17 protein-coding genes are annotated in these 18,874 nt (G+C 36.5%); 4 read left to right on the top strand and 13 right to left on the bottom strand.

Translation table 11 applies throughout. The features are described 5' to 3' along the window. Positions 1-27 precede the first annotated feature (27 nt). The 11 genes from rpsB to HW098_RS03215 form a co-directional block, all read right to left on the bottom strand. Positions 28-807, bottom strand: a complete 780-nt coding sequence (gene rpsB / locus HW098_RS03265) for a 30S ribosomal protein S2 (RefSeq protein WP_176139283.1) — start codon at positions 805-807, stop codon at positions 28-30. Between the two features lie 226 nt (positions 808-1,033). Beyond that, complete coding sequence (locus tag HW098_RS03260; RefSeq protein WP_176139282.1) at positions 1,034-2,212, bottom strand: CHAP domain-containing protein; 1,179 nt, start codon at positions 2,210-2,212, stop codon at positions 1,034-1,036. 93 nt (positions 2,213-2,305) lie between these two features. Then, entirely contained in the window at positions 2,306-2,800 is a 495-nt protein-coding gene (mreD, locus tag HW098_RS03255) for a rod shape-determining protein MreD (protein WP_069288779.1), read from the bottom strand. Then, positions 2,800-3,618, bottom strand: coding sequence for a rod shape-determining protein MreC (gene mreC, locus HW098_RS03250; protein WP_176139281.1), 819 nt, complete (start codon positions 3,616-3,618; stop codon positions 2,800-2,802). The genes mreD and mreC overlap by 1 nt, the downstream gene beginning before the upstream one ends. Before the next feature lie 58 nt (positions 3,619-3,676). Then, positions 3,677-4,471, bottom strand: a complete 795-nt coding sequence (locus HW098_RS03245; protein ID WP_176139280.1) for an energy-coupling factor transporter transmembrane protein EcfT — start codon at positions 4,469-4,471, stop codon at positions 3,677-3,679. Beyond that, positions 4,464-5,303: an energy-coupling factor transporter ATPase gene (locus HW098_RS03240; RefSeq protein WP_176139279.1), complete on the bottom strand. Its 840-nt coding sequence runs from the start codon at positions 5,301-5,303 to the stop codon at positions 4,464-4,466. Before HW098_RS03240 ends, HW098_RS03245 begins: the two co-directional genes overlap by 8 nt. Beyond that, positions 5,288-6,115, bottom strand: a complete 828-nt coding sequence (locus HW098_RS03235) for an energy-coupling factor ABC transporter ATP-binding protein (protein WP_173224848.1) — start codon at positions 6,113-6,115, stop codon at positions 5,288-5,290. Before HW098_RS03235 ends, HW098_RS03240 begins: the two co-directional genes overlap by 16 nt. Beyond that, on the bottom strand, positions 6,112-6,657 hold the full coding sequence (pgsA, locus tag HW098_RS03230) for a CDP-diacylglycerol--glycerol-3-phosphate 3-phosphatidyltransferase (RefSeq protein ID WP_176139278.1): 546 nt from the start codon (positions 6,655-6,657) through the stop codon (positions 6,112-6,114). Before pgsA ends, HW098_RS03235 begins: the two co-directional genes overlap by 4 nt. A 10-nt stretch (positions 6,658-6,667) precedes the next feature. After that, a complete protein-coding gene (gene rodZ, locus HW098_RS03225; RefSeq protein ID WP_173306566.1) occupies positions 6,668-7,510 on the bottom strand; it encodes a cytoskeleton protein RodZ in 843 nt (280 codons plus the stop codon). A gap of 41 nt (positions 7,511-7,551) precedes the next feature. Further along, positions 7,552-8,835 (bottom strand): pitrilysin family protein, encoded by a 1,284-nt coding sequence (locus HW098_RS03220; RefSeq protein WP_176139277.1) that lies wholly within the window; start codon positions 8,833-8,835, stop codon positions 7,552-7,554. After that, positions 8,832-10,082, bottom strand: coding sequence for a pitrilysin family protein (locus HW098_RS03215; RefSeq protein ID WP_176139276.1), 1,251 nt, complete (start codon positions 10,080-10,082; stop codon positions 8,832-8,834). Before HW098_RS03215 ends, HW098_RS03220 begins: the two co-directional genes overlap by 4 nt. A gap of 158 nt (positions 10,083-10,240) precedes the next feature. Here HW098_RS03215 and yaaA point away from each other — a divergent pair, with 158 nt between their 5' ends. Beyond that, positions 10,241-10,609: a S4 domain-containing protein YaaA gene (yaaA, locus tag HW098_RS03210; RefSeq protein WP_004255298.1), complete on the top strand. Its 369-nt coding sequence runs from the start codon at positions 10,241-10,243 to the stop codon at positions 10,607-10,609. A gap of 2 nt (positions 10,610-10,611) precedes the next feature. Beyond that, a complete protein-coding gene (gene recF / locus HW098_RS03205; protein ID WP_176139275.1) occupies positions 10,612-11,703 on the top strand; it encodes a DNA replication/repair protein RecF in 1,092 nt (363 codons plus the stop codon). Between the two features lie 55 nt (positions 11,704-11,758). Here the strand turns inward: recF and guaB are convergent, their stop codons facing one another. Both guaB and trpS read right to left on the bottom strand, forming a co-directional pair. Continuing rightward, the gene (guaB, locus tag HW098_RS03200; RefSeq protein WP_000073430.1) at positions 11,759-13,237 is read right to left on the bottom strand and encodes an IMP dehydrogenase; all 1,479 of its coding nucleotides are present in this window, start codon (positions 13,235-13,237) and stop codon (positions 11,759-11,761) included. A gap of 151 nt (positions 13,238-13,388) precedes the next feature. Beyond that, positions 13,389-14,414, bottom strand: a complete 1,026-nt coding sequence (trpS, locus tag HW098_RS03195; RefSeq protein ID WP_176139274.1) for a tryptophan--tRNA ligase — start codon at positions 14,412-14,414, stop codon at positions 13,389-13,391. Between the two features lie 205 nt (positions 14,415-14,619). On the opposite strand from trpS, the gene HW098_RS03190 reads away from it, so the two are divergent. Together HW098_RS03190 and HW098_RS03185 are read left to right on the top strand one after the other, a co-directional pair. Next, positions 14,620-16,242 (top strand): ATP-binding cassette domain-containing protein, encoded by a 1,623-nt coding sequence (locus HW098_RS03190; protein ID WP_064276838.1) that lies wholly within the window; start codon positions 14,620-14,622, stop codon positions 16,240-16,242. 61 nt (positions 16,243-16,303) lie between these two features. Then, complete coding sequence (locus tag HW098_RS03185) at positions 16,304-18,847, top strand: YfhO family protein (protein ID WP_176139273.1); 2,544 nt, start codon at positions 16,304-16,306, stop codon at positions 18,845-18,847. Positions 18,848-18,874: the final 27 nt, after the last annotated feature.

The following is an 18,874-nucleotide window of genomic DNA, read 5'->3' as shown; positions in this document are numbered from 1 at the left end:
CTCCTAGGTAATTACTATTTATATGAATTAAGCGTTGTCGCCTTCTACAACTTCAACGATTTCTTCAATTGAATCTGCTTGAGTTTCTGAAGCTGCAAATTCTGCTTCAACCGCTACTGCATCTTCACCTTGACGTCCTTCAATGATAGCGTCAGCCAATTTAGCTGTGATCAATTTAACAGCGCGGATAGCATCATCGTTAGCTGGGATGATTACATCGATATCATCTGGATCAGTGTTTGTGTCAACCATCGCTACAACTGGGATTCCCAATTTCTTAGCTTCTTTAACAGCGATTTGCTCTTTATGTGGGTCAACTACGTACATCACATCTGGGATACGAGGCATATCTTTGATACCACCTAAAAATTTTTCAAGACGCGCACGTTGTTTGTTAAGAAGTGCAACCTCTTTCTTAGGAAGGACTTCAAAAGTTCCATCTTCTTCCATACGTTTGATTTCTTTCAAACGAGCGATACGTTTTTGGATTGTTCCCCAGTTTGTAAGAGTTCCACCCAACCAACGGTGGTTGATGAAGTATTGACCTGAACGTACTGCTTCTTCAGCAACTGCATCAGCTGCTTGTTTCTTAGTACCAACGAACAATACAACCGCATCGTTAGCTGCTGCATCACGCATGAAGTCGTATGCTTGGTCAGCGTATTTTACAGTTTGTTGCAAGTCGATAACGTGGATTCCGTTACGCTCTGTAAAGATGTATTTAGCCATCTTAGGGTTCCAGCGACGAGTTTGGTGACCAAAGTGTACACCAGCCTCAAGAAGTTGTTTCATTGAAATTACTGCCATGAGTATTTCTCCTTTTTGTTTTTTTCCTCTTCTTGACTTCAACTCGCAAAACGACCCAAGGGCAACTGCTTCACAATTCATCAAGAATGAGTATTATCGTTCACACGACAATTCTCATTTTACCATACTTTTCCAATATTTTCAAGCTATTTTGATATAATTTTTAATAGTTATTGTCTCTGGTAAAACCTGAAAAAGAGGGCTCTATTCGAGTCCCTCTCTCTAATTAGTCTGCATAAATATATGTCACAAAACCTTCAGAAGTCGTTGTTGGATTAAACCATCCACGGTGGTTTCCAAGTGTGCGATTACCTGCATAGTTTGATTCTGATACTTGGATACGTGTTGTTGATTCAACAGCTGTAACAACCGCTACGTGTCCATATCCACCATCGTTCCAACATGCAATTGCTCCAACTTGAGGGGTTGAACCTGTACGGAAACCTGCTGCTGCTGCACTTGTAGCCCACTGTGCTCCATTACCCCAGTAGTCTCCAGCCCAAGGTGCCAATGTTTTTACTCCCCAGGTACATTCACCAATTGGATAAGTTGAGGCATTTGTGTTATATGTTGGACGTACTTTAGCCTGAACAGGTGCTACTGCAGATTCAGATACTGCTTGTACCTGTGCTGTTAGGTTTGTATTACCTGAAGCAAGTACTGATTGTTGTTGGCTAGCTTGTTTTTCTTTATAAGCTGCTTCTGCTGCCGCAGCTGCACGAGCCTCTGCCTCAGCTGCTGCTTTTTGCTCTAATAGACTTGCTTTTTCCCCTTCAGCTGTCGCTTTCTCAGCAGCAAGACTCAATTCAGCAGCTTTTAGTTCTGCCTGTTTCGTAGTCAATGCTTGTGCATCATCAGACAACTTCTGTTGATTTGCAATAACTGTATTAATTGCGTCATTGTTTGCCACTTGCTTTTCAGAAATTGCTTTTTTATCTGCTTTTTGTTGTTCCAACATTTTGTTATTAGCAGATACGATTTCATTCATTGCTGCAACACGTGAAATAGCTTCTGTAATTGATTTTGAGTTTACAATTGTATTGATGTAGCTAGTTGCAGCTCCATTTGTTTGAGCACTGCGAGCTTGTTTTTCCAAAGAATCATTACGAGACACAATATTTTTAGAAAGTTCTGTAATCTCATTCTCAAGTTTTTTAGATTCTGCTTGTAATCTATCATTTTCAGCTTGCAAGTTAGATTGCTCAGCTTGAATAGCTGATACTTGCTCCTGAATTTGGTCAACTTGTTTTTGGGCTTCTTGTTGTTGTGCTGTTAAGTTACTAATTTTATTATCTTGAGCAGCAATTTTGTCATCAGTAGTTTCTGCATGCGCAGTTGTTAAAACAGCTACTTGAGAAACCATTACTGTACTTAATAAAAGTGACGCTAAGATTTTTTTCTTCATATTACGTAGATACTCCTTCTTTTAAAGACAATACTAGTATACCAAAAAAAGGCCTAATGAATATTACGCCTTTGTTACATTTTTGTTTCTTTCTCATAGATAATATTTTTCAAAAATAAACTGAAAAATAAGCATCCACACAAGATTTAAAATCATGGATGGTACTAGGCTATAAACGATAAAAATCGGCAGACTATCTACAGTTAAACCTACCACTAATGCAAAGAGATAAGCTCCCATATCAAATAGAAAACTCATGACAATCATAGCTAAGATTCTTGTCCAGCGATTCAACAAAATAACACTATTCAATTTATGAAGAAAGGCTCCCAATAAGATAAATAAGAGAGTTGCAATCCCTATTAGATGGAAAAAGTAAACATCGTAAACCAAGCCTATCACAAAACAATAGACTAGGTAGAAATACTCTGATACTTCTATCGTCTCAAATAAGAGAAATAGAAAAAGAAAATGACTAGCCAAATGTACATGGGGGAAAAATGAGCCCAGAAGCTGGCTAATATGGGCGTCAATTAGAACAAAGAAAGGAAGCAATAAAAACACTCCAACCCGCTTCAACTGTCTCATTATGAATTCCCCACTAATTCTATCACATCCACATTATGAGTATCTGCACTCAATTTAACAGTTACTTCTCGTGTCAAATAGTCTGTACTATGCGTTGTGGCAACCACTTCACCAACAGGAATATCCGCAACGTTAAAGTTTCCTAATCCACCCGTTGTCACCTTATCGCCTGTACTAATATCGCTACTACTATTTAATTGACTAATTTTTAGAACTTCATTTTCCTTGTCATAGCCAACAATAATCCCATAAATTGTAGTAGAACCATGTTGAATTTTAACAGAAATCTTATCAGCATTTTCCGTATTTGTCAGAAGGTTGACTATAGTAGAGTTCTCCTCTACTTTTGAAACACTCCCAATCAAGCCACCATTTGCAATAGCTAACATGTTCTCAGAAGCCCCTTTTGATTTACCTGCATCCAAGGTCAATTCCTGCTTCCAAGATACCGGAGAACGCATAATAACATCTGCTGCCAAAGTCTTTGTAGCTTGCAACTTGGACTTCATACCAAGCAATTGACGCAATTGTTCATTTTCTGTCTTTAAACTTTCCGCCTCATTTGATTTAACTTCTAACTGGTAAATCTGTTTCTTCAAACTTTCATTTTCATTATATGTTCGTGTCAAATGAGCCAAATCTGATTTGACAGAATCAAACCACCGAAAAGGTTTTTGCACAACTCTATCAACCAATGAGATTCCATCTCCTAATTTTGTCACAATTGTACTTGAATAAGTCGTCGCTAAGAGAGCTGACACAAGCAGAACAGTGACAAAAACAATAATGACATATTTTGATTTTTTAAAACGGTTCATATCCCTACCTTTATATCAAAAACTGTTACAGTAACTTTTTATCAATTCCTGAAAGCTACTAAGATTTTAAGAAAAATAAACAACAACCAAGTACGAGAACAACAAGAATGGTCAGCGTATCCTTTCGAGTCCATTTCAATTGTCGGTATTGACTTCTACCTTTTCCACCCTGATAACCACGCGCTTCCATGGCGATAGCCAAGGAATCTGCACGTTTTAAACTTGTCGCAAAAAGAGGAATCAAAATGGGAATCATCGCCTTTACTTTTTGAACGATGCTTCCTTCACCAAAATCCACTCCACGTGCTTTCTGTGCATTCATAATCCGCGTCGTATCATCCATTAAGGTCGGAACAAAACGCAAACTCATAGATAGCATTAAGCCAATTTCATGAACTGGAACTTTCACACGCTTTAAAGGTGCTAATAAAGCTTCGACAGCTGATGCCAAACTTAAGGGCATTGTTGTTAAGGTTAACAAAGTTGAAAAGAAAATAATCAATACAAAGCGACAAAAAATAATTCCAGCTTGTTGCAGAGCATAATCCGTGATTCTCACAAACGAAAATTCAAATAAAACATTCCCATTAGAAATGAAAAACAGTTGAAAAATAGTTGTGAAGGCAATCAAAAAAAACATAGACTTCAAGCCCTGAATAAAAAATGAAATAGATACTCCTGACAAGGCAATAAATATCCCTGTTACTATAAAAAGAATCAGATTCGTCAAAGGATTATTAGCCCAAAAAACGATCAAAATCAGTAGCATCATAGCCAGTAATTTGCTACGTGGGTCCAATCGATGAACTATCGAATCCCCTGGGATATAACGCCCCAAAATCATACTATCCATTTAGCGACTCCTTGAACTCCTCTATCTTAATCGGTAATCGTTTAAATGACACGCCTCTATCAGCCAATCGTTTACAAAAGGCTGTAATTTTAGGTACTCCCAACTGCACTTCTTCCATAAAGACAACATCTTGAAAGACATCACTTGGTTTACCACCCTTAACTAAACGTCCCTTTTCCATTACATAGACTTGATTCGCATATTCAGCAACATCATCCATCAAGTGCGTTACCAAGACGATGGTCATCCCTGACTGGTGGAGTTTTTTGAACAAGTTCATCAACTCTTTTCTACCCAAAGGATCTAGGCCAGCTGTTGGCTCATCTAAGACTAATATGGCTGGTTCCATGGCAAGTATGCCTGCAATGGCGACACGTCTCATTTGTCCACCTGACAACTCAAACGGACTACGATTAAAAAGTGATTCATCAATTCCAACCAGAGCCAGTTTCTCACGAGCAATCTTCTCTGCTTCTTCTTCAGAAACTCCAAAATTTTGCGGTCCAAAAGCAACGTCTTTTAAAACCGTTTCTTCAAAAATCTGATTTTCAGCAAACTGAAATACCAAGCCAACCTGTTTTCTAATTTGACGAATATCTTTATTTTTAGAAGTCGAGGTGATTAAGGTATCAAAAACTCGCACACTTCCTTGACTTGGTACCAATAAACCATTTAAGAGTTGTAAAATAGTTGATTTACCACTACCTGTGTGCCCAATTAAAGCTGTATAAGAACCATCTTCAATCGTCAAAGAAACATCCGACAAAGCTGCTGAAGCTAAGGGAGTCCCTTCTTGATATGTAAAACTCACATTTTCTAGAGCAATTCCCATAGCTTATCCTCTAGCTCACTTTCTGTCAAATAATTTTCAGGTAAATCATAGCCATTCTGGTTCAAAGAATGTTTTAATTGATTGGCAAAAGGATTGTCTAATCCAATTTGATCTAAATCATTTCGAGAGAAAAGATCTCTTGGACTACTAGTTGATTCAATTGACCCTTTTTTCATGACCAATACACGATCACTCATGGCAACTTCTTCCAAATCATGGGTAATGGAAATGACCGTCATATCATAGTCTTTCCGAATTCCTTTTACTGTCTCAATCAGTTCTCTACGCCCCTCAGGATCCAACATACTCGTTGCTTCATCTAGGATTAAAATAGCTGGTCTTAGGGCTACAACACCTGCAATGGCCACACGTTGCTTTTGGCCACCCGATAAACGTGCTGGCTCTCTCTTTTTAAAGTCCAACATGCCAACCAAATCCAGAGCTTCTTCCACTCTCTTTTTCATTTCTTGACGAGAAAGGCCCTGATTTTCCAAACCAAAGGCAACATCGTCTTCAACAGTCGCTCCAACAAACTGATTGTCTGGATTTTGAAAAACCATACCGATTTGACGACGTATATTCCAAACATTTTCCTCAGTTAGCCGTTGGCCATCAATTACAATCTCTCCAGATTCTGCTTCTAGTAAGCCATCAATTAAGCGAACCGTCGTTGATTTACCACTACCATTATGCCCTACAATCGAAAGCCATTCTCCACGTTTCACGTGAAACGTAATATCCTTCACATCATAGTATTCCTGACTTTCCTTATAACGAAAAGAAAGATTTTTTACATCAATTACTGATTTCATTTCGAACCAAATGTCCCTTTAAATACATAGGCACTACCCTTGAAATAATCATAGCCAGAGTAGATAGTGAAAAACAAGGCTACATAAAGTAGAACTTGACCAAGCAAAGTCCAGTGTAATAGCAAGAAAATAATGGCAAACATCTGACTGAAAGTTTTAATTTTTCCAGGCATTGCTGCTGCTAAAACTGTTCCACCAGTTTCAACCAATAAAAGCCTTAAACCTGTCACAGCCAACTCACGACAGATGATCACTGCAACAATCCAAGCTGGAGCCATACCTAGCTCAATCAACATAATAAAAGCCGACATAACTAGTAGCTTATCCGCCATAGGATCTGCAAATTTACCGAAATTACTGACTACATTCCATTTACGAGCTAAATATCCATCTAAATAGTCGGTAATACTGGCAACAGCAAAGATAATAGCCGCTACCATATGACTTTCTATCGAATTTCCTATCGTTAAAATAAAGATAAAAATAGGTATAAAGAGAATTCGACCTATTGTTAAGAGATTGGGAATTTGTTCTTTTTTCATTCGTTTTTCCTTAATTTTTAGTAAAGGTTACAGTGATTTGTCCAGTTTGAGCTGTTAACTTCGATAAATCAACAGTCTGATTATCTACTGTCAAAGTAACACCTTTTACAACACCTAAGGTAATGGTTACAGGACTTTTAGTTGCAACTGTTGCTTCTGCACTTTTATTATCCGGTGATAAGGTTACACCGCCCTCAAGTTCGCTTTCTGAAACGCTGACCCAACTTGTAACATCTGAAACTGCCAATTGCAATTTAACTGTCTCCTTACCTGTCTTATAAGCGATTTCTACATGATTTCCTTCGCCTGATACACTTATAGCTGATTCTACACTAGAAGAACTGCTAGATGAACTACTACTTGATGAGTGAGGAACAGAGCTAGTTGAACTTATTGAACTTGTTGATTGAACCACACTGTAATTAGAAAGAGAAGGCCCCTCTGGTTGAGTTTGAATATAGTTCCAAACATAATAGGTCACAAAAATTAAAATCGATAAGGCAAAAAGGATAAAATAAAATAAAGGTAAAAATGATGTTTTTTTCTTCTTTTTCTTACTTGAACGTCTACGACCTGTCAACTCATCTTCATCAACATCTACTTCCTCATAAGTAATCATACTCCCAGAATCATAAGCATCCAAAACAATTTGGTCATCTAACTCAACAGCCCATGCATATTTTCTCAAGAAAGAACGTGTGTAAAAAGGACTTGGAAGTTGATCGAAATCGTCTGCTTCCATTGCTTCCAACATATCTAACTGGATTTCTGTCTTTTTCTGCAATTCATCTAAACTCAATCCCTGATTGATTCTAGCTAATCGTAAAACCTCACCAATTGTTTTTTTTCTCATACTTGTCATCCCTTCTTTCTAGTGTCTATTATGATAGGTTACTACGATGGGAATATTGTAAAATCAACTATGTCACCATCATCTATTAAATGATGTCCAGCATCAAGGACATCCTCTAAAGTAATTTCCTGTAAAATCTTTGGTAAATCAAAAATTGTCTCACCATGTTCAAAAGCATCATATTGCGTTGCAAGCAATTCAAGAGAGTTCATGCTACTGAAAAATTCTCCAAACATCTCTCTTTTGATAATATCTAAATGATCCTCTGTAATATCTAAATCCTTTGTAAAATTACGAATGGCCTTCCTAAATTGATGAGATAAAGCAACTGGCTCTTTCGTATCCATTGTCAACATGACAAAATGAAAACGACTTGTTACTTCAATTTCAAGAGATAAGGAAGCATCTATTTTACCTGATTCATATAACTTTTGAAAACGATCCGAAGTCCAACCAAACATCATTGCAAACAATAATTTTAATAAAATATGATGTCGATAGCAATCCGCCTCAGCAACTTTTCGCTTACCTCTAACTCCAATCGCTAGTTTGGGAGAAGACACTTCCATTCTCATACTGTCTGTTTGCTTTACAGCCTGTAAAACAAATTTTTCTCTTACTACTTCCTGAACATCTAAATCTTTCAGTTCTTTTCTTTCAAAGTAACCCTGAACTAGCTCTACATCAAAATTACCAACTAAAAACAGAGACATGTTTACAGATTTGTAAAACCTTGTAAAATTTTCTTGCAAATTAGTTAGATTGATTTGGGAAATGGACTCCTCACTTCCAACTATATCAGTTGCTAAAGGAGTACCAGGATACAAATTCGCTAAGGTTGAAAAGAATAAACACGAATCTGGATCATCTTGATACATTTCTCGTTCTTGCTGGATAATATCCTGCTCTCTCAAAATGGAAGCTTCAGTAAAGTGTGCTGATGTTACCAATTCATCAAGTAAATCTAAATTCTCTAAGAGATAATCCGTCGATGAAAAAAGATAGTTTGTTTTTGTAAAGCTTGTAAAGGCATTGCTATCTGCACCTAGACTCGTAAAAGCTGACATCAAATCACTAGCATCTTCTCTTTCAAATAATTTATGTTCAAGAAAATGAGCAATTCCTGCAGGATATTGTTTTACATCTCCGTCAACTTCTGTGACAAGCGTATCTACCGAACCAAACTGAACAGTGACACTCCCGTAAACCTCTTTAAATTCCTTTTTAGGCAAAAGAGCAACTGTCAATCCGTTGGCCAAACGAGTTCGATAAACCATTTCTTTTACAGCTGGATAGTATTTTTCTTCAAAAACAACCTTTGTCATTCTATTCCTTCCATAAAGTAAATCGCTTGTAGTTTCACATTATTAGCTGCTCTACAAATAGCATCTTTGTCAACTTGCTCGAGTTTTGTAATCCAACTTTTAAAGTCTGCTGAAGATTTTCCAAGTAAGGCATTTTGATAAGCACGTTCAATCAATGAACCTTGATTATCTTGAGAAAGTAACAAAGACCGACGAATCATTTCCTTGGTCTGCTCTAGCTCAAGCTCTGTAAAATAACCTTTTTTTAAATCAAGCAGTTGATTATTCATCATTTTACGAGTCTGGTTTCGATTTTCTCGATCGATACCAGCATACATCCTCAAGAATCCACTAAACAAATCAAGCTGACTTGAAATAGTGTAAGCCAATCCAGCATTTTCACGGACATTTGTAAATAGTTTAGAGTGAGCAAATCCACCAAGTAAACCATTCATTACAATCATGGGTAAATGTTGCTCATCACCATATTCAGAAGGGCAATGATAACCTAATTCCAAAATGGATTGTCCCACATTTTTCCGAACCACACCTTCCTGAAGGATATTGGAATAAGGTTGACAATACTGGACCTTCACATCTCCTTCTCGACCTTTAAAGGCAAATGATTCTAATACATTTTGAATTTCAACCTCATTAAAATCACCTAGGAAAAAGAAATCGATTCGATCATTGGCCAAAAATTCTTGGAAACAAGAATAAGAACTTTGTGGAGTTTCAGCTAAAATACGATTTCGTAAATCACTATATTCCAATTGAAGACGTTCATCATGAAAAAACAATTTATCCAATTCTTTATGTGTAAAATAAAAAGAATCATCCATATCAGCTGCTAAACTTGCTAGCAATTGTTTTTTCTCAATTTCAAATAAGGCCGAATCAAACCCATTATCAACTACTACGGGTGAAAAAAGAGTTTCTTTTACTAGTTCCAAAACCTGTGAAGTTAACACATTTTTCTTACTTAAAAACTCATCACGAACATAGGTAAATGTCAATTCTATAATGTGACTTTGCCCTCTTCTGAAACAATTGGTTGACATATCTGTACCGTATAGACTGGCCAAGTGTCTCCTCAAAGCTTGAGAAGTGGAGTACATCTGATTAGCAGTCTCTAGCATACTCGCACTCAACATGCGACCTGCAATCGTATCAAGGGATAATGGAGCGGTAAAACGCACGGTAATTTTGTTCGTTTTAAACTTCTTTGATTGGATAAAATGTGTTGAAATTCCATGCACTAACTCCATGATTTACCTCCTTATATACAGACTTCTATTATATCACGAAAACCTGAAATTTTCTTGTTCTCTGTAACGGTTTTGAAATAAAAATCGCTTACATTTCTCCCTATTTCTCTCACTATTTTTAGGAAAATATGGTATAATACCAAAGATTGAGGTGAATTATGGAATACAAACTATTTGAAGAATTTATTACCCTCCAAGCACTACTCAAAGAACTTGGAATTACACATAGCGGAGGAGCTATCAAATCATTTCTCTCTGAACATTCTGTTTACTTTAATGGGGAATTAGAGAGTCGTCGTGGTAAAAAACTTCGTATTGGTGATAAAATTGACATCCCTGACATGAATATTGACATCTTGTTGACACAACCTACTTCTGAGGAGCAAGATGAATACCAAGCTGATAAAGTTGAAAAAGAACGAATCGCTAAACTTGTTAAGGAGATGAATAAAGGAGTAAAAAAAGACAAATCAAAACCTACTTCATCACCCAAAAGCAAACAAGCTCCACGATTTCCTGGTAGATAATCATGTGGCTACAACACCTATCTCTCAAAACTTTTCGTAACTACAAAGAGACGAAAATAGACTTTAATCCTAAATTAAATGTCTTTTTAGGACGCAATGCACAAGGAAAAACAAACATGTTAGAGGCTATCTATTTTTTAGCCTTAACGCGTAGTCATCGAACTCGAACAGATAAAAATCTCATTCATTTTGATGAGGAACAACTTCATCTTTCAGGTCTTGTTCAGAAAAATACGGGATCCATTCCTCTCGAAATCGAACTCACACAAAAAGGACGTGTGACAAAAGTTAATCATTTAAAACAGGCACGACTTTCAGATTATGTAGGACACATGAATGTTGTCTTATTTGCTCCTGAAGATTTACAACTAATTAAAGGAGCACCTTCAGTTCGACGGAAATTCATTGATATGGAGCTTGGGCAAATTAAGCCAATCTATTTATCAGATTTAACCAATTATAATCACATCCTAAAACAAAGAAACACTTATCTAAAATCAGCTCAAACAATAGATGAAACCTTCCTTTCAGTGTTGGATGATCAGCTAGTTGATTATGGATGTCGTGTGATGAATCACCGCTTAGATTTCATAAAAAAACTAGAACATTTTGGCCGTAAGAAACATTTTGAACTTTCTAATCAGATTGAAGAGTTGTCAATATCCTATCAATCTTCTGTAAAGATAACTGACAAGGAAGACTTATCTGAATCTTTCAAAATCGCTTTAGAAAAAAGTAAATCTAGAGATTTATTTAAAAGAAATACTGGTGTTGGTCCTCATCGAGATGATATTTCTTTTTATATAAATGGGATGGATGCTAGTTTTGGAAGTCAAGGTCAACATCGTAGTCTCGTCCTCTCGATAAAATTAGCAGAAATCGAATTAATGGAAAGCATCACTACAGAATCTCCAATATTACTGCTTGACGATGTGATGAGCGAACTTGACAACACTAGACAACTAAAATTATTAGAAACGATTTCTCAGTCAATCCAAACCTTTATCACGACAACAAGCTTAGATCATCTTCAAAATCTACCAGAAAATCTAAGTATTTTCACTATTCAGGATGGTAAAGTTAGTGTAAATTAAAATTGACAACATTGTAAAAGAACTCCTGTTTTTGCAGGAGTTCTTTTCATTTCTTTTACATAGAATAATTTGGCGCCTCATTAGTAATTTGTACATCGTGAGGGTGACTTTCTTTCAAACCAGCACCAGACATTTCAATAAATTGAGCATTATCGTGTAGTTCTTTAAGGTTAGCTGCACCACAGTAACCCATACCAGAGCGAATACCGCCAATCATTTGAAAGACAATATCAGCTGCCGCTCCTTTATAAGCAACACGACCTTCAATTCCTTCTGGAACAAGTTTATTTGCTTCATTGACAGAACCTTGGAAGTAACGATCGCTTGAACCTTTCTTCATAGCAGCGATTGATCCCATACCACGGTAAGTCTTGAATTTACGTCCTTGGAAGATTTCAGTTTCGCCTGGAGCTTCATCAGTTCCAGCAAACATAGATCCAAGCATAACAGCGTTTCCACCAGCAGCAAGAGCTTTTACAATATCTCCAGAATACTTGATTCCACCATCAGCAATGATCGTTTTTCCATATTCACGCGCAACAGCTGCAGCATCATAGATAGCTGTTACTTGTGGAACACCAACACCAGCAATTACTCGAGTAGTACAGATAGAACCTGGTCCAATACCAACCTTGACAACATCTACACCTGCTTCATAAAGGGCACGTGCACCTTCAGCAGTTGCAATATTTCCAGCAATCAAAGTACGATCTGGGAAGTGAGCACGAATCTCAGCAATTTTACGCAAGACACCTGCAGAATGACCATGTGCAGTATCAATAACAATCGCATCCGCCCCTGCCTCAAAAAGCGCCTCTGCACGTTCAAAGGTATCTGAAGTAACACCTACTGCACCTGCAACTAGAAGACGACCAAACTCATCTTTCGCCGCATTTGGAAACTCAATAACTTTTTCAATATCTTTGATAGTAATCAAACCAGAAAGACGACCTTCTTCATCGACCAAAGGAAGCTTTTCAATACGGTGCTCTTGAAGAATACTCTCAGCTGTTGAAAGATCTGTACCTACAGGAGCAGTCACAAGATTTTCACTGGTCATATGATTTGAGATTGGTTGGTTATAGTCTGAAATAAAACGAAGATCTCGGTTTGTCAAAATACCAACCAATTTACGATTTTCAAGTGTTTCAACAACTGGAACACCACTGATGCGGTAACGACCCATAAGCTCATCTGCTTCAGCAATTGTATGTTCAGGCGTCAAGAAGAACGGATCAATAATAACTCCATTTTCAGAACGTTTTACCTTACGAACCTCGTCTGCTTGTTGAGCAATTGACATGTTTTTATGGATAACTCCGAGACCGCCTGCACGAGCAATAGCAATGGCCATTTGACTCTCTGTAACTGTGTCCATAGCAGCGGTAATAATTGGGATATTTAAAGTCAGATTATCTGCCAATTTAGTTGTTAAATCTGCATCGTTAGGCAACACATGACTTTCAGCTGGAATAAGCAATACATCATCAAAGGTAAAACCTTTTTTCAAAAATTTAGTGTCCCAATTAGACATTCGAAGTTTCCTCTTTTCTTTCTTTTTGAGCTTGACTCTTTTTATATTGTATCTATCATACCATTCTATAAAAATTTGTCAAATGTTACAGGGGTAAATAAAAAACTATCTTTTCTTTGAGATAGAAATGATAGTTTCTTGTAAAATAAACTTAGTTAAAGTAATGAAGTCCCATTGCTCCTTTAACCTCAGATAGGGTTTGACCTGCAACTTCACGCGCTCTTTCACTACCTTTTTGAAGCATATTATAAACTTCTCCCATATCCTTAGCAAATTCGATACGGCGCTCACGAATAGGACCCAGTTCACGTTCTAATATTTCAAGTAGATAACGCTTGGTCTTCACATCACCAAGACCACCTCGTTGATAATGTTCTTTCATGTCAGCAATTTCTTGAGCATCTTCTGGGCTACCAAAAACATCTAGATAATGGAAAACCATATTTCCTTCAATTTTACCTGGATCTTCCACTCGAATATGATCTGGATCTGTATACATACTCATTACTTTTTTACGCAAAGTATCCGCATCATCAGCTAAATAAATACCATTATTGAGTGATTTAGACATTTTAGCATTTCCATCTAAACCAGGCAAACGCCCTGCTCTCTCATTTTCTGGATAAATACCTTCCGGCTCTACCAAGACATCACATTTATATGCATTGTTAAAAGAACGAACAATTTCACGAGTTTGCTCAATCATTGGTTTCTGATCTGTCCCAACAGGAACATAATTAGCCTTGAAAGCTGTGATGTCAGCTGCTTGAGCGATTGGATAGACTAAGAAGCCTGTCGGAATACTTTCTCCAAAGCCTTTCTGAGCAATTTCTGTCTTGACAGTTGGATTACGCTCCAAACGTGCTAATGAAACCAAATTCATATAATACATAGACAACTCAGCTAATTCTGGAATTTGGCTTTGAATAAAGATAGTTGACTTACTTGGATCCAATCCAACTGCAAGGTAATCCAAAGCCACATTTCCGATAGACTCTACAATGGTTTGAGGATCTTTGGCATGATCTGTCAAGGCTTGTTGGTCAGCCAAGAACACAAACATATCATACTTATCCTCTTCCTGTAATAATACTCGATTTTTGAGACTTCCAACATAATGTCCAATATGCAATTTGCCTGTTGGACGGTCTCCTGTTAAAATAATGGGTTTAGTCATTTTGTTCTCCTTCGACATAGTCACTTCAATTATAGCATTTTTTTAATGAAATAACCGCAATTTATTAAAATAAATCAACCTTGCAATTTACGAATTTGTGTAAAGAATTCTGTAAATCTAATTTACACAAAATTGACAAATAAAAATTTGAATATTTCTGTATTTTCTAGTAGAATAAATATATTACACATATAGGAGAAAAACATTGCTTACAGTATCTGATGTTTCACTACGTTTTAGTGATCGCAAACTTTTTGATGATGTCAATATCAAATTTACAGAAGGAAATACTTACGGATTAATCGGTGCTAATGGTGCCGGAAAATCAACCTTTTTAAAAATTTTAGCTGGAGATATCGAACCTACTACTGGACACATCTCTCTTGGTCCAGATGAGCGTCTCTCTGTTCTCCGTCAAAATCACTTTGACTATGAAGAGGAACGTGCCATTGATGTCGTTATCATGGGAAATGAAAAACTTTATAGCATCATGAAAGAGAAAGATGCTATCTACATGAAGGAAGATTTCTCAGATGAGGATGGAGTCCGTGCTGCCGAACTTGAAGGAGAGTTTGCCGAGCTTGGAGGTTGGGAAGCAGAGAGTGAAGCCTCTCAACTACTTCAAAACCTAAACATTCCAGAAGAATTGCACTATCAAAACATGAGCGAATTGGCCAACGGTGAGAAAGTAAAAGTTCTCCTCGCCAAAGCACTTTTTGGTAAACCTGATGTTCTTCTCTTGGACGAGCCTACCAACGGTTTGGACATCCAATCGATTACTTGGTTAGAAGACTTCTTGATTGACTTTGATAACACAGTTATCGTAGTATCCCACGACCGTCACTTCTTAAACAAAGTATGTACTCACATGGCCGACCTTGACTTTGGAAAAATCAAACTCTATGTCGGAAACTACGACTTCTGGAAGGAATCTTCTGAGCTTGCTGCTAAATTGCTAGCAGACCGTAATGCAAAAGCAGAGGAAAAAATTAAGCAATTGCAAGAATTCGTAGCTCGTTTCTCTGCCAATGCTTCTAAATCAAGACAAGCAACCTCACGTAAGAAAATGCTTGATAAGATTGAGCTAGAAGAGATTGTGCCATCTAGTCGTAAGTATCCATTTATCAACTTTAAAGCAGAACGTGAAATTGGTAATGATCTCTTGACAGTAGAAAATCTAACTGTAAAGATTGATGGTGAGACTATTTTAGATAATATCAGCTTTATCTTACGTCCAGGTGATAAGACAGCTCTTATTGGACAAAATGATATCCAAACGACTGCATTGATTCGTGCAATCATGGGAGATATTGACTATGAAGGAACTGTCAAGTGGGGAGTTACTACTAGTCAATCTTACCTTCCAAAAGATAACTCAGCTGATTTTGCAGGGGGAGAATCAATCCTTGACTGGTTGCGTCAATTCGCAAGTAAAGAAGAAGATGACAATACTTTCCTACGTGGTTTCCTCGGCCGTATGCTCTTCTCTGGAGATGAGGTTAACAAACCTGTCAACGTTTTATCAGGGGGAGAAAAAGTCCGCGTCATGCTTTCAAAACTCATGCTCTTGAAATCAAATGTCCTTGTACTTGATGATCCAACCAATCACTTAGACTTGGAATCTATCTCAAGCTTGAATGATGGATTGAAAAACTTTAAAGAATCAATCATCTTTGCCAGCCATGACCACGAGTTTATTCAAACTCTAGCTAACCATATCATTGTCTTGTCTAAAAATGGCGTCATCGATCGTATTGATGAAACCTACGATGAATTCCTAGAAAATGCAGAAGTACAAGCAAAAGTTAAAGAACTTTGGAAAGACTAAATAAAACTTCAAAACTCAGTTGGGGTAACCAGCTGAGTTTTCTAACATTTTATGAGGTAACATGAAATTATTTTTTAAAACATATTGGACCTATTTTGTTTCCTTCATCATTCCCGTAATCATTATGACAGGAGTATATCTATCTCAAGGTATCTACTGGAATAGCGATCCATCTCCTCTATTAGGAGATGGATTTCATCAATACGTTATTTTTGATGTAGCTCTAAGAAATATCCTACATGGAAATGGTAGTTTGTTTTATACCTTTACAAGTGGCCTCGGATTGAATTTCTATGCCCTATCTAGTTATTACTTGGGTAGTTTCCTTTCACCACTAGTTTACTTTTTTGATCTAACTAATATGCCAGATGCTGTCTATCTGACAACTCTATTAAAATTTGGATTGATTGGACTGTCAACTTACTTTAGTTTAAATAAATTATTTCAATCGATTCCTAAGCCTTTAAAACTAGCTTTATCTACTTCCTGTGCTCTGATGAGTTTCACTGTCAGTCAATTAGAGATAAAAACCTGGCTAGATGTTTTTATCTTGATTCCTTTAATTATAACTGGTTTACAGCTACTTATCACTGAAAAGAAATTCCTATTGTACTTTACAAGTCTGTCAATCTTATTTATCCAAAACTATTATTTTGGCTATATGACAGCATTGTTTCTTATTTTCTGGTATCTCTTCCAAATTTCTTGGGACTTTAAAACTCGAAAATCATCTTTTCTTGATTTCATAGTTATCTCCTTTTTAGCTGGTATGACTAGTTTGATTATGACTCTTCCCACTCTGTTTGATTTACAGACACATGGGGAAAAATTAACTGAAGTTACAAAGTTTCAAACTGAAAGTAGCTGGTATCTTGATCTCTTTGCTAAACAATTCATTGGTTCCTTTGACACAACAAAGTATGGGGCAATCCCAATGATTTTTGTAGGACTACTTCCCTTTATTTTGACTATTTTATTTTTTACACTGAAAACTATTAAGTTTCACGTGAAACTTATCTATGCAATCTTCTTTACATTTCTAATTGCCAGCTTTTATATAGAAGCTCTTGATTTATTTTGGCAAGGTATGCATACTCCAAATATGTTTTTACATCGCTATGCTTGGATTTTCTCTACCTTGTTAATTTACACAGCAGCAGAAGTCTTAAATCGTCTGAAAGAAATTAAAGTCTGGAATTTTTTAGCTTCGCTTTTTCCTGTGATAACAGGATTTTTAGCTACCATTTATCTAAAATCACATTATTCTTTTTTAACAAATTTGAATATTCTGCTTACTCTTGAATTTTTAGTTGTCTATTCTCTTTTACTCCTTGCAGTTATCAAAAAGTTTATCTCTGTAAAACTGTTTGCCATTCTAATCTCTTTATTTATAATGGTTGAAATGAGTTTACATGCTTCATCTCAAATGGACGGAATTGCTAAGGAATGGGGATTTGCTTCTCGAAGTGCTTATAATCGAGATATCCCAGCTATGGAATCTTTCTCAACATATATTGGGAATCAATTTACCCGTACTGAGAAACTAGAAACTCAGACAGGAAATGACAGTATGAAATTCAACTACAATGGAATCTCTCAATTTTCTTCTGTGCGAAATCGTTCAGCAAGCTCTACTTTGGATAAACTGGGGTTTAAATCCTCCGGGACTAATCTCAATCTCCGTTATGGCAATAATAGTATTTTGACTGATAGTTTATTTGGCATCCAGTACAATATCTCAGAAAACCCTATTGATAAGTATGGTTTTAAAGATATCTATCAAAAAGATAATCTTACCCTTTATGAAAATCAATTCTCTCTTCCGATTGCCTTTGCTAGTCAATCTGTTTACAATGATGTCAAGTTCAATGAACATACCTTGGATAATCAAGCCTCGTTTTTAAATCAACTTGCTAACGTCGATTTTGATTATTTTTCTCCAATCCCTTATGACAAAACAGAAAATACTAATGATTTGATTAGTGTCACAAGTTCTTCAAATGAGGATGCAGCAATCCAGTATCAAATTGAGGTTCCCGAAAACAGTCAAGTTTATCTTTCTTTCACAAACCTTCACTTTTCTAATGACAAACAAAAGAAGGTTGACATCCTTGTAAATGGAGAAAAGAAAACTTTTACAACTGATAATGTCTTCTCCTTCTTTAATCTAGGTTATACAAAAGAGACAAAAACTTTCAATATTCATGTTAGTTTCCCTGGAAATTCACAAGTATCATTTGAATCTCCTACCTTCTACCGTTTAGATACCCAAACTTTAACTGAGGCAATTCAAAAAATTAAAGAACAACCTGTAACAGTATCAACTTCTAAAAACAAGGTCTTTGCTACATATTATGTTAAACAAGATACGTCCATTTTCTTCACCATTCCTTATGACAAAGGTTGGTCTGCCTACCAAGATGGTAAGAAAATAGAAATTAAACAAGCTCAAACTGGTTTTATGAAAGTTGATATTCCTAAGGGGAAAGGAACTATTACACTTTCCTTCATTCCCAATGGTTTTATTACTGGAGCAATCTGTTCCTTTACTTCTATTTTACTATTTGGAATCTATAATCACAGACGAAAGTTATCTAAGGCTTAAAAAATCGACCAGTTAATCGGTCGATTT

Source organism: Streptococcus sp. 1453, from assembly GCF_013276955.1.
GTDB lineage: Bacteria > Bacillota > Bacilli > Lactobacillales > Streptococcaceae > Streptococcus.
Note: the sequence above shows the minus strand (reverse complement) of the source record. Positions and strands in the feature narration are given on the sequence as shown.